8 protein-coding genes are annotated in these 13,018 nt (G+C 32.8%); 5 read left to right on the top strand and 3 right to left on the bottom strand.

Features of this window, described 5'->3' with window-relative positions; translation table 11 throughout:
* The first annotated feature begins 23 nt into the window (after window positions 1–23).
* From ACP7AV_RS07505 to ACP7AV_RS07485, 5 genes are all read left to right on the top strand, one after another.
* Window positions 24–227: a YgaP family membrane protein gene (locus ACP7AV_RS07505; protein WP_426091411.1), complete on the top strand. Its 204-nt coding sequence runs from the start codon at window positions 24–26 to the stop codon at window positions 225–227.
* 1 nt (window position 228) lies between these two features.
* Window positions 229–1,065, top strand: coding sequence for a methyltransferase domain-containing protein (locus tag ACP7AV_RS07500; RefSeq protein ID WP_426091410.1), 837 nt, complete (start codon window positions 229–231; stop codon window positions 1,063–1,065).
* A 26-nt stretch (window positions 1,066–1,091) separates the two neighbouring features.
* Window positions 1,092–1,298 (top strand): hypothetical protein, encoded by a 207-nt coding sequence (locus tag ACP7AV_RS07495; protein ID WP_426063932.1) that lies wholly within the window; start codon window positions 1,092–1,094, stop codon window positions 1,296–1,298.
* On the top strand, window positions 1,291–1,593 hold the full coding sequence (gene trxA, locus ACP7AV_RS07490) for a thioredoxin (protein ID WP_426063931.1): 303 nt from the start codon (window positions 1,291–1,293) through the stop codon (window positions 1,591–1,593). The genes ACP7AV_RS07495 and trxA overlap by 8 nt, the downstream gene beginning before the upstream one ends.
* A gap of 169 nt (window positions 1,594–1,762) precedes the next feature.
* Window positions 1,763–2,485: a TIGR00730 family Rossman fold protein gene (locus ACP7AV_RS07485; RefSeq protein WP_426091409.1), complete on the top strand. Its 723-nt coding sequence runs from the start codon at window positions 1,763–1,765 to the stop codon at window positions 2,483–2,485.
* Window positions 2,486–2,599: 114 nt separating this feature from the next.
* Here the strand turns inward: ACP7AV_RS07485 and ACP7AV_RS07480 are convergent, their stop codons facing one another.
* The 3 genes from ACP7AV_RS07480 to ACP7AV_RS07470 form a co-directional block, all read right to left on the bottom strand.
* The gene (locus tag ACP7AV_RS07480; protein ID WP_426091408.1) at window positions 2,600–4,759 is read right to left on the bottom strand and encodes a response regulator; all 2,160 of its coding nucleotides are present in this window, start codon (window positions 4,757–4,759) and stop codon (window positions 2,600–2,602) included.
* A 66-nt stretch (window positions 4,760–4,825) separates the two neighbouring features.
* Complete coding sequence (locus ACP7AV_RS07475; RefSeq protein WP_426091407.1) at window positions 4,826–6,847, bottom strand: CheR family methyltransferase; 2,022 nt, start codon at window positions 6,845–6,847, stop codon at window positions 4,826–4,828.
* Between the two features lie 429 nt (window positions 6,848–7,276).
* Window positions 7,277–12,913 carry a PAS domain S-box protein gene (locus ACP7AV_RS07470; protein WP_426091406.1) on the bottom strand — a complete coding sequence of 1,879 codons (5,637 nt, stop codon included), beginning with the start codon at window positions 12,911–12,913 and terminating at the stop codon, window positions 7,277–7,279.
* Window positions 12,914–13,018 lie beyond the last annotated feature (105 nt).

Below are 13,018 nucleotides of genomic sequence, written 5' to 3'. Positions count from 1 at the left end.
AATAACCAAATAAAAAGTATACAATGAAAAAAAACATGGGTTCAACAGACAAAATTATCCGGATCGCCATTGCAGTAATAATTGCAATATTGTATTTTACCAATACTATCAGCGGTGCGCTTGCAATTGTTTTAGGAGCATTTGCAGTTGTTTTTATAATCACCAGTTTTGTGAGCTTTTGCCCATTGTATGCCCCGTTTGGAATTTCAACCGCAAAAAAAATATAAAATGTCCGATTTAAAATGTTGTGTCGTTTCTTGCGATAGACCGCTGAATGCAGCCTATTGGGAAGCACAGTACGAAGCCAAAACTACCGGTTGGGATTTAGGCCAAGTATCACCGCCCATACAAATGTATGCTGATACGGTTGCGGATAAAAATAGCCGTATTTTGATTCCCGGTTGTGGCAACAGCTATGAAGCGGAATACCTTCTGAAGCAAGGATTTTCAAATATTACCGTTATTGATATTGCACCCACACCAGTCTCCTTTTTAAAAGAAAAATTCAAAAACCATCCTACTATTCAAATTCTTTTAGGTGATTTTTTTGAACATAAGGGAAAATATGATTTGATTATTGAGCAAACTTTTTTCTGTGCTTTGCCTCCCACAATGCGTCAAAAATACGTTTGGAAAATGCACCAACTTTTGGCTGAAGAAGGAATTCTGTCGGGATTACTATTCAATAGAATGTTTGCATCAGGACCTCCTTTTGGCGGAAGTAAAGAAGAATATGAAAAGCTTTTTACGGCCGCTTTTCAATTTATAAAAATGGATTTATCCGAAAATTCAATTGCACCAAGAGCCGGTTCAGAATTGTATTTCGAATTGAAAAAGAACAGGCAGGTTGTTGTAAACCTTTATGCACTGGAAGGTGAACTATATAGCGAATCGATGGAAACGCTTACTGAAAAACTACTGACAATTGACGGCGTTTTAAACGTAAGCATCAGCGGTAATTTTGCTGATGTATTACTTGTGAGCAAAAATGAAATTACAATCGAAACATTACAACAAGTAATTGCTTTCGATGAAAAGTATACCATCAAAAAAATAAAAAACTAAATTCATACTCCTTTTTTAGAAAAAAAATGAAAGCACTATTATTCACAAATTGGCATGTTATGCGCTGGGTTCGCTTGGTGTTTGCCTTATTTTTATTCGCACAAGCCTATATCCTAAAAGAAAAGATGTTCATTGGTCTTGGACTATTTTTCTTCGTTCAGGTAATTTTCAATTTAGGTTGTGGCGCGAATGGTTGCAGTATTCCTAACAATAAATATACTAAAAATGAGTAATTTCGATACCATTATCCAGTCCGAAAAACCAGTCTTAATAGACTTTTTTGCCACATGGTGCGGCCCTTGTAAAATGCTTGGTCCCGTTTTGAAAGAAGTAAAAGAAAGTTTGGGAGATCGCGTTTCCATCATCAAAATTGATGTTGATAAAAACCAGCAAATATCGAGTCAGTATCAGGTTCGTGGTGTTCCTACAATGATTTTATTTCAAAACGGAAAACAGTTGTGGAGACAATCGGGTGTTTTGAGTAAGGAGGAAATCATTAAAACCATTTTGGAAAAAAGCAATAAGTAGCCAAATAATAACAATCGAAAAACTTTTGTTTTAGTTTGAGAATACTTGCGACTTTTCAAAGATTTTAACGGAAAACTACTTCAAATTCTAGAACTAAATTAGTACTAAATTCATTTATTGAGACAGAAAAATAAATGCAACCTGATATTTTCCTATATTAGTGATCACTATGGAAAAGCCACGCCAATGCAGACTTTCAAGATCTGAATCTTTATTTGTAAGAGGACCTTTGACCCGAGTAAAAAATTTAGTTTTCATTTTTAAAGTACTTTATAACTTCATCAGAGCGTTTCAAAAAATGCATTTTATTGGTCCTTGTGTCACTGTTTTTGGTTCCGCTCGTTTTGGTCCGGAAACAGCGCATTACAAAAATGCAGAACGTATTGGTGCCGAAATAGCTAAATTAGGATTTACCGTAATGACCGGTGGCGGACCTGGAATTATGGAAGCTGCGAATAAAGGTGCTTACGAAGCCGGCGGTTATTCTGTGGGTACAAATATCGTTCTTTCAGTAGAACAAAAACCAAATCCTTATCTGCACAAATGGATTTATATTCCCTATTTCTTTGTTAGAAAAGTAATTTTAATAAAATATTCTTATGCCTTTGTGGTGATGCCCGGAGGACTGGGGACTTTGAATGAATTATTTGAGGCATTGACTTTAATTCAAAATAAAATGATCAACAATTTTCCCATTGTTATTTTTGACTCTGTTTATCATAAAGAATTGTGTCATCACATTCAAAGAATGATTTACAATGAAAGTATCAGTCCGGAAGATATGAAGCTTTTATTTGTGACAGACTCTGTTGAAGAAGTGACAGAACACATCAACAAACATGCTATCAAAAAATTTGGATTAAAAAAATATGAATATAAAGCCAAACAGTAACTTGTTGGGAAATATATATTTTTTCATTCGTACTTATCAACGATAGTTATAACCAACTGTCTTATTTTACCGTTAATTATGGATTACAAAACTATTTTCTTATATTTTATTATTTTAATTTGACGGGGTTTTTTTCAACCATTTATATAAAACCTCTTCTAAATCACATCTGATAATTGGTTTAGAAACATAATCATCCATTCCGGATTCCAAACATTTTTCTTTTTCCCCTAACATAATTCCTGCTGTTAAAGCGATTATAGGAATGTTATTGTATTTTTTTAGGTGCTTGATTTCGGCAGTCGTTTGATAACCATTTTTGTGCGGCATTTGAATATCCATTAAGATCAGATCCAGCTTCTCTTTTTTGTACATTTTGATCGCTTTCTTACCATCTGAAGCTTCTAAAACAGTGCTTCCTGGAAGTATCGATTTGAGCAACGTTTTTACCAAAAGCATATTAATTCGATTATCCTCAACCACTAATATTTTCTTGTCCTTGAAATCACCCGAAGAAATCGTTTGGTTTTCGATAGTAATTTCCACGTCTTGGTTTTTAGCAGCAATTTCATGATGAGATTTTTTTAATTGCACTGTAAAATAAAATTCACTTCCTTGACCAAATTTACTTTTCAATTTTAATTCACTATCCATTAAACCTAAAAGCTGATTTGAAATGGCTAATCCAAGTCCTGTTCCACCAAATTTACGTGTTACCGAACAGTCCTCCTGAATAAAGGATTGAAACACTTTCGCTTGATTTTCCTGCTTGATTCCAATTCCGCTATCCTTTACCGAAAAATATATAATACATTGATCATCTTCTCCAGAAATAATTTCAGAAGTGATGTCCAATTGTACAAATCCTACTTTCGTAAATTTTAGAGCGTTCCCTATTAGGTTTACTAAAATCTGTTTCAAGCGAATGGAATCTGCAAACACAAAATCAGGAACGTTATTTTCGATATTCAAAATGAGATCTATTTTGTTTATTATTGCTTGGTATTTGAAAATATCAATTACATGATGCGTCAATTCATAAAGGTTGATTTCCTCAATATTGAGTTCTAATTTTCCGGATTCAATTTTCGAAAAATCTAAAATATTATTGATAATTTCGATTAAAATAGTTGCTGATTCATTAATTGTATTCATGAATTCCTTTTGGCTTTCATCTAAATTTGTTCTCATCAATAAATCAGTAAAACCAATAATTCCGTTTAAAGGAGTACGAATCTCGTGGCTCATATTTGTTAAAAAACTGGATTTTGCATTATTAGCTGCTTCGGCATGTTCTTTGGCTTTTGTTAGTTCAATTTCTAACTTTTTCAATGCTGTTATTTCGATAAAACTGATGACAACTTCAGCGATTTCTCCGCCGCTGCTCATAATGGGAAAACCGTTCAATAAAAACCATTTAACATCCCTATTATCCATTTTGTTTATTCCAACAATAAAATTATTAATTGCGCTTTTATTTCGAATAATGAGGTTAACGGGGTAATTTTCTGGCGATAAAGATTTGTTGTCATCATTAACAAATTCCCAATTTTGTTTAGAGCCATCCCCTTCTTTTATTTGTTTCTCACTCAAACCAATTAGTTCAGAAGCTTTTGGATTAGAATAAATAATTATGCTGTCCCCATCATGCACAATTATTCCAACATCAAGATTGTTAAGCAAATCCCGATAACGAGCTTCATTTTCTCGCAAAACAGTTTCAGGCTTTTGAAGTTTGGAAATATCTATAATGGTAATAAAGGCTTGCTCTTTATTTCCTGAAAGAATTCCTGTTAGGAATACATGCACTGTGGTTGCATCGTCTAAAAGTAATTTTACTTCACAGCATTCTTTACTATCCAATCTGAACACATTTTCTAAAAATTGATTAAAAACCGGTTTTGAATCATCTGAAACAAAAAAGCCAAATTCACTGTTTTTTAGTTTTGATCTTTCTTTCCGCAAAAGTTGGGAACCGACAAGATTTAAATCGAGTACTTTACCTGAATTTGTCAGCGTAAAATAGCCCGTAGGTGCAAAATCGTATAAGTCTGAATATTTTTGCAAAGCATTTTCAACCTCATCTTTAGCAAGCATGAGCTCTTCTTTTTGCATCTCCAACTCTATCTGATGAACTTCTAATTCATGGATAAGTTTTGATGTTTCCTCTTCTGAAAGTTTAGGTCTATATTTTGATTCACTTATTCGCTGTAATTCTTCAGCTTTCTGCCTGATAATGTGATGATTTGTGGTTTTATTTTCAATATTTTCCATAAGCGCAATCGATTTAAATACTACTATTTAATTGTTTAAAATTGGAAATTATGCAACCTTTATTAACTATAATCTGTTCTGTTCTGCTAATTCGTTCATAAAAAATTGATTGTTTTTTGCTGTTAAAGTATTTGAAACTGTTTCGGCAATAGCTGGAATATCCTTAAAGACAATCATTATCAATCCTTTTATAGCATCGGCACTTTCTATTTGCTGCACCGTCAAATTGAAAAGATGGAAATTTTCGTTTTCCGCTATTTTTACATTATCAATATGCACCGGTTCAAAACTTAGCACAGCTTTACGAAATGCTTCCCGCAATTCTTGTTTTAACCCTTTCCGTTCCATTACATGAACATTCCAGTTTGCTTTGCATGCTGCAGATTCTAAATATTTTCCGGTTCTCCCGGTAACGTATATAATGTCAACTTCATTATTTACAAATATGCTTGCAGGCGAAAAAAGAGGTAGTGAAATTTGATCCGGAAGGGTCTGTAAATTTTCAACGACCTTGGTTTCCTTTAAAATGTCAATGGTTATTCTTCTTGTTTGGGAAAAGGAATTTGGAAAATTCATGAATCCAAGAGAAACTGATTTAGAAATTCGTTTATAAAACTTCAATTTAGAATTCAATACTTCAAATCCTTTGATACTGCTTGCGATTATTTCGGCAGTTCCAAACATCATTATCGTGCCCTGATTCAGGCTGTAATTAAATAGCATTATGGATATATTTTGTAGTTCTGGCTCCATGTAAATCAGCATATTGTTATTAGTCAATTGGTTTAACTTTGTAAATGAAGAATCTTTGATTACTTTTTGGGGAACAAAAACTGTTAGTTCGCAAATGGAAGTATTTATGCGATAGCTGTCGTTTTCAGGTTTGAAAAATTTATCAATCCGCTCCTGAGAAACGTCCTTTATTACGCTGGAATAAAAAAATCTTTTTTTGGGTTTGTCAATAGATAAAATATCTACATCAGTAGCAAAAATTTGTAATTTAATATTTCGTGGCTTTTTTAATTTAGACAAAACCACATCAAAAACGATTATCAAAGAATACGCTTCTTCCCCGGTGGAATATACCGAACACCAAATTTTTACAGTTTGACCGTCAGAAATTTCTTTTAATATATTGGGGATAATTTCCTCTTTCAGCTTTATCCAAACATCATTATCCCTAAAAAAACTAAAAACCTCTTTTAATAAATCTTTAAAAAGCACTTCAATCTCTTTTTGGTTTTCCTGTAAAAAACGCACATACCTTTGTATTTTATCAATCTGATGTATCCCTTTTCTTCGTTTAATGCGCCGTCTCAAAGTATTTTTATTGTTCATCAAAAAATTAAGTAGAGTTTGTTCCCGCGACACCATACTAATTTTATTAATACTACTTTTAGTTTTGAAAAGGAACTCTGACACTATATTTATTACTGGTAAATAATGAAATACATTAATCCGTTTAGCAGGTAATTTCTTTACGGGAACCACAATATCCGGCACAATCGATTTTATTGAAGTGCGCAGCATATCATCAAACTTTGGTGAAGCTGGATCTTGTACAGCGGCAATGTCATTTTTTTTCACAATGGCTTTCAATCCTAAACTTCCACCTGAACCCATTCTGGTAAGATTAAGTCCAATACTTTTTTCCATACGATCCATAGCCAATGACTCTAAGAAAATAGCCACAGATAATTGAAGGCGACTAGATTCTGTTGGAACAAATAAATGTATCCTTTCGTATACTATTGATAAGCTTATATCGGGTGGAATTACATAAATACAATTGCGTCGTTTTACTTTGAGCGTGTGAGCTGCCTGTAAGACTTTCATTTCCTTCATTCTTAGTGATAATTCTGGAATTATTTTAATATGAGTCGAATCAGTATGTTGAATTGCTGTGAATGACAAGCCGCTGTCGATAGACATATTTTTAAAAAACAAAGCAATTGCTTCTAATCCACCAGCTGACGCTCCAATATCAATAATTGGAAAATCATTGGTGCCGGCTTTCGATAAGCTTAAATTTGATTTCAAATCTAGAACTATACCCTCCCCAAGGCTGATTTGATTCTTTTTTATCATTACAAAATTTGAATTTTTTATAACTATAATTGTTTAGTAAAACGTTCGTATCATACTTATTCTGAATTCTTAATTGACTATTTTGTATGCTTTTGACAGCATTATGATTTTTTTCAAAATAAAAAATGGAATAAAAATGGTTTTCTGGCAACTATTCCACTACTTTTATTTAACACTTGTTTAATTTTTATTTAAAAAAGTTTAAAAAAAAATTAATTTTAAAAATCAATTATCTGCATAAAAAATGTCTCTATATTATTGTTAATCATTTTTAATTAACTGATTAACAACTAATAAAAGTTAAATTTAGTAAAATAAATGCGTTTTTACAAGTAAATTAAAGATTAAAAAAACATAAACAAAATGTAAAGAATTTGCACAAAAAAAGTGTTTGAATCAACAAACACTTTTTTAAATTTTGAAATAAAATTAAATTTCAACCAGCCAAATATGAAGCATTTTTTCCAAATCTGATTGAATAACAGGTTTAGGTAAATAATCATTCATTCCCGCTTCCAGACATTTTTCTTTATCTCTAACCATTATTCCTGCCGTTATCGCAATTATAGGAATATGTTCCGCTCTTTTTATTTGCCTAATTTCAGCAGTTGCTTCGTACCCGTTTTTATTGGGCATTTGGATATCCATTAAAATAATATCAGGTTGCTCTTTTTTATACATTTCTATTGCTTCATTACCATCTTTTGCTTCAATAATGGTGCAATTCGCTATAATACTTTTAACCAATGCTTTAGCCAAAAGCATGTTGACTTTATTGTCTTCTACAATTAAAACCTTTTTGTCCGCCAGCTTGGCAACCAGAAGTAATGCATTGTTTTTATCTCTTTTAGAAAGCAGTTGATGTTTATTCTTTATTTGATTTGTTTTTTTGAATTTTACAATAAAATAAAAGTCGCTACCATCACCGTATTTACTGATAAATTCTAATTTACTGTCCATCAGGGCCAAAAGCTGATTTGAAATCGCTAAACCTAATCCAGTACCTCCAAATTTCCTATTGGTTGAATTGTCTTCCTGAACAAATGAATTAAATATTTTTTCGGTGTTTCCTGATTTTATTCCAACACCCGTATCTTTTACCGAAAATTTGAGAACAGACCATCTCTGATTTAATGTATCCATTTCATCAATATCTAAACGAATTTCTCCAAAGTTGGTAAACTTTATTGCGTTGCTCAAAAGGTTGACCAATATTTGCTTCAATCGCATTGAATCCGCATGAATATATTGTGGCGTATTTTTGTTGATGTTTAGAATTAAATTTATCTTTTTTTGGTCGGCCTGATATTTAAATAAATCAATAACCTGATTAGTTAATTTAAAAAGATTAATTTCTTCATGATTCAACTCTAATTTCCCAGATTCAATTTTGGAAAAATCCAAAACATCATTCACTATTTCCATCAATGAAATTGCAGATTCATTAACGGTTTTCATGTATGCGGATTGATTCTTTTTTAGATTTGATTTTATCAATAAATGTGTAAAACCAATTATTCCGTTAAGTGGTGTTCTAATTTCATGGCTCATATTGGCGAGGAAATAAGTTTTGGCCTTATTGGCGGATTCTGCAAGTTCTTTGGCTTTTACCAGCTCCCTTTCCATTACTTTTTGTTCCGTGATGTCAATAAAACTAATTACGATTTCGTAAATCGCTCCATTAGCATCAATATCAGGATATCCATTGATAAGGAGCCAGACAACATCATTAGTTAGTGGCCGACTCACGCCAATTGTAAGATTCTTAAGTGCTTGTTTTGTAAAAACAATTTGATTTACTGGATACTCTTCTATGGACATAACAGAATTATCTTCATTCAAAAAATTCCAAGTAGGATCATAGGCAATAATCCCTTTTATTTGATTGTCACTTAGTCCTAATAATTCAGCTGCTTTTATATTGTTGACTACAACAGAGGTGTCAGGAGCATGAACGACGATACCTGCATCCAGATTATTTAGCAAACCCCGATATCGTTGCTCACTTTTTAATAAAGCATTATCCGATTCTTTGGCACCCGTAATATCTCGTGAGAGACAAATGAAATGTGTTTCATGTTCATCACTTTCCTTCATGGGTGCGATCGAAAGTTCAAACCAACGCCTGCCGTTATCAAATTGTAATGAATATTGTCGACCGGTAGAATACCCTTTTTCTGACGCTTCTTGAATAGCGGATATACACAAATTTGAAACATCTGGTGGTAACACTTCTGAAAATGATTTTCCTAAAAATACGTCTGGAGATAACGCTAACAAATCATCCCTGCGGAAATGGTAGTTGAAAATTTCTCCTTTTATGTCTACTTCAAACAGTAAATCCGGTATTGCGCCGAGAATCGCTTCCAGTTTTTTGTGAATTTTCCTAAATTCATCTTCTGATTTTTTACGTTTACTTACATCTCGAATTATCGCCACAATACGACCATCAGCAATCATTTTGGCTGTAATCTCAACTGAAATTAATGTCCCATCCTTATGCAACATATTACGCTCAATTAGTGTTTTTTCACCATGAAGTAATTCTTCAATCATAATTGGTCTGGACTTCAACTCATCAATTGCATACAAACTATTTATGTTCTTTGTACACAGTTCTTCTTTAGAATAACCTAACAACAAACAAGCACTTTCATTGACCTCCAATAAATATCCTGAAACATCATTAATAAAAATAGCATCAGAAGCTTGCTCTATCAAACTGCGGTATTTTTCTTCACTGTTTAACAATTGCTCTTTTATATTCTTTAATTCTGTAATTTCAGTTAGAGCACCATTTAAACGAATTGCTTTTCCCGATTCATCCCGCGATATCCAACCCCTATCATAAAATATACCGTACGTGCCATCTGCTTTTTGAAAACGAAATTCATCTGACCATAGATTTGTAGTTCCGACATAGCAATCTGCTAATTTTTTGATAACTCTTTCTCTATCATCCGGATGAACTTTAGAACGCCATAACGCGGTATTCTTAACTCCATTAGGTTCACGGCCGCGAAACCCTATAAGATCTGCAAATGTTTTATTATTCCAGCTTTCTCCTGTTATCAAATCCACTTCAAAAACAGCGTCATTGGTAGCTGCAGAAATCATTTCGAATCGTTCGTTAGCTCTTTTTATTTTTGCTTCGACTTTTTTTCTTTCCGTAAGATCAATTCCCATTCCTAACAAGCACCTTTTACCTTCATAATCAATTAATTGATAACTAATATAATACGAAATTTTATTTTTATTTTTGGTAAATAAATCCACCTCTATATCTGATAAATTCTTCTCAAAAACTTCTTTTAATGTTTCCCTGATTCTTTCTTTATCTGCTATATCATAAAAATCAGTTGGACTCATTTGAGAAATTTCGTCATTGTTATAGCCTGTAACCTCCTCAAAATTTTTATTCCATTTTACAAAATTTCCAGATTCGTCGTAGAGATAAAAAATTCCTGGAAGATTATTGATGATCGATTCTGATAGTTTTTTCTCTCTTAGAATTATCGATTCGGCAGTTTTGCGTTCCGTAATATCAGTTATGGTGCCAATGTAGCCTACTATTTCGTTTTTTACATTATGTTCAGGTACAGCCTGTCCCATTACCCAGGCAACAGAGCCGTCCTGACGCACAAATCGATATTCTGATAGTGAATTTTGTTGGTTTGTTGTGGCATTTTCCCATCCTTTTAATATTGAATTTTTATCTTCTTCATGAACTGCTTTAAGCCAACCGTTTCCTAAAGCTTCCTGTAAAGACAAACCTGAAATTTGACACCAATGTGGATTTACGTAAGTGGTCAGCCCGTTTACATCGGTTCTAAAAATTCCGACCGCGGATACTTCCGTAAGCATGTGGTAGCGTTGTTCGCTTTCAACTACTGCTTCTTCAGCCTTTTTTCGTAACGCTTCTCTTTCAAAAATTTCTAATGCAAAAGCTACATCCTCAGTTGCTTCTTCTAATAGTGCAATTTCTTCCGCATCGAAAAAGTTTTTTTCATTGGAATAAAAAGAAAATACGCCAATTACCTTTCCGAATTTTTTTATTGGCACTGCAATCGATGACATATAACCGCGTTCCATTGCTTCTTTTCGCCAAGGCTGCATCATTGCATCGTTTTCAACATCATTGCAAACAACCCATCGTCCTTCTCGCATTGCCGTACCACCCGGACCTCTTCCCTCAGGAATGTCCTCAGCGTAAATGGTTTTTATTATGGATAAATAGTCATTGCTTTCACCTCCAATCATTTCAGGAATTAGTTTTTTAGTCCCTTCATTAATAATTCCAATCCATGCCATCCTAAACTTCCCAAAATCTACAGCTATGTTACACGCTTCTCGAAAAAGGGTTTCTTCATCAGTTGTACGAACAATCATTTGGTTAATCTGACTGATGAATAAATAAAGTCGGTTTGCTTTGATGAGTTTTTGATCTGCTGTAATACGTTCGGTAATATCGGTAACAATTCCGTGACAAATCACAGTTCCTTCCGCTTCAATTACCGGTAACGAATTCACGGCATGCCATACTAACCCTTTTTTTGGATGAAAATAACGGTATTCGCATTTGAGAGGAACTAATTTCGATTTTGTTACGGTAATACTTTCCATCACGAAATCCAAATCAGATGGATGAATCAGTTCAAAAATTTTATCTGCATCGTTCTCAATTTCTTTAAAAGTAAAGCCAAAAATTTCCTCAACAGCATTGCTGGCATACGGATAACTTAAGATTCCATCTTTATTTTGACGCATCGAATAGATTAATCCTGGCGAAGCGTCGGCAATTAAAGCAAACTTATTCCTTTCATTTAGTAAAGTTTCATTTGCTTTTTTGCTCTCCGTTATATCTTTTACAAACCCTAGAAAACGATTCTCTGAGATTTTTACTGCCTCAACAGACAGGTTTATAATACTGCCGTTTTTATGAATAGCTTTAAGTTCTCCTTTTAAATTACCGTTTTTTACAAGAATTTTAAATTGTTTTTCGGTATGCTTTAGTGTTTCAGGTAATAATAAATCCCCATATTTTGTGGCTAAAAGCTCTTCTTTTGAGAAACCGGTTATCAAAGTTGCAGCTGGATTCACCTCTAAATAATATCCGCCTTCACCTACAAGAAAAACACCGTCCGGGGCGTTTTCTATATAATTTTTAAATTTAGCGTTACTTTCCTCTTCTATTAATTTAGCATTAAGTACAAGTTCAACCTGTTCTTTAACTTTTAAAGTTTCTTCAATTTGCTTGTTAAAAGTAACATCCTGAATAGTACCCCTAAATGCTATAACTTTGCCATTGGAATCTGACATTGGAAAAACAATAATTTTGAACCACTTTATTCTATTATCTGAAAATAGTGCTGATTGCTCAAACTCAAAAGATTCATTATCAATTATTGCCTTGTCAATTTTATTATGAAATGATATAATGTCCGCTTTTGTGAAACAACTCAGATAATCCTCATGTAAATTTTGTTTAAGGTTTTTTTCAATTTCATAAATACCATCCAAATCCTTAGACCTAATCCTTTTTTTATAGGTAAAATTGAATTCCCAACTTCCTATCTCATCATTTTTTTTCGCGTCGCATAATAATTCACCGTCCGCTTTTAAATTTTCGTGAGTTTCTCTAAAAGAAATAATTTCTCTTCCAGTTGCATAAATATTTTCAGAATAAATTATGTTTGCGGTCCATTGAATACTGACAAAATCCCCATTTTTTTTCAGAAATCTATTTTCATAATTGATGGAAGGTTTTCCTATTGAAAGACTTTTAATTTCTTTTAATGATTTTTCAAGATCATCAGGGTGTAATAAATCAATTAAAGAATTGTTTAATAATTCTTCTTTGGAATATCCTAAAATTTTCAAAAAAGCGGGGTTAATCTCTTTGAAAAAAGCATCGGTTCCAACAATGTAAACTAAATCATTGGATTCTTCTGTCAAAAATTTGAAACTAGATAATGAAGCTTCTTTTTCTACTAATCGCTTTATTTGTAATTCTTGATCTTTTGTTTTTTGGAGTAGATCTTCATAAGATAGTTTGGCTTTCTTCATACTCTTTAGGTTCAGATAAGTAATAAAGGTAGTAAATTATAAGAATATACAAAAAATCTTAAACATTTTAAAGCGCATTGAAAAATTTGACAATACAATTTTCGA

The sequence above is a fragment of the Flavobacterium sp. DSR3-2 genome (assembly GCF_049896525.1).
Classification (GTDB): Bacteria; Bacteroidota; Bacteroidia; order Flavobacteriales; family Flavobacteriaceae; genus Flavobacterium.
The sequence above is the reverse complement of the archived record's forward strand: the minus strand, read 5'-3'. Positions and strand labels throughout refer to the sequence as shown.

Excerpts from the sequence above, each read along its gene's own strand:
- ACP7AV_RS07505 (WP_426091411.1), top strand. The coding sequence starts at position 24 with ATGAAAAAAAACATGGGTTCAACAGACAAAATTATCCGGATCGCCATT.
- ACP7AV_RS07500 (WP_426091410.1), top strand. The coding sequence starts at position 229 with ATGTCCGATTTAAAATGTTGTGTCGTTTCTTGCGATAGACCGCTGAAT.
- ACP7AV_RS07495 (WP_426063932.1), top strand. The coding sequence starts at position 1,092 with ATGAAAGCACTATTATTCACAAATTGGCATGTTATGCGCTGGGTTCGC.
- trxA (WP_426063931.1), top strand. The coding sequence starts at position 1,291 with ATGAGTAATTTCGATACCATTATCCAGTCCGAAAAACCAGTCTTAATA.
- ACP7AV_RS07485 (WP_426091409.1), top strand. The coding sequence starts at position 1,763 with ATGGAAAAGCCACGCCAATGCAGACTTTCAAGATCTGAATCTTTATTT.
- ACP7AV_RS07480 (WP_426091408.1), bottom strand. The coding sequence starts at position 4,759 with ATGGAAAATATTGAAAATAAAACCACAAATCATCACATTATCAGGCAG.
- ACP7AV_RS07475 (WP_426091407.1), bottom strand. The coding sequence starts at position 6,847 with ATGATAAAAAAGAATCAAATCAGCCTTGGGGAGGGTATAGTTCTAGAT.
- ACP7AV_RS07470 (WP_426091406.1), bottom strand. The coding sequence starts at position 12,913 with ATGAAGAAAGCCAAACTATCTTATGAAGATCTACTCCAAAAAACAAAA.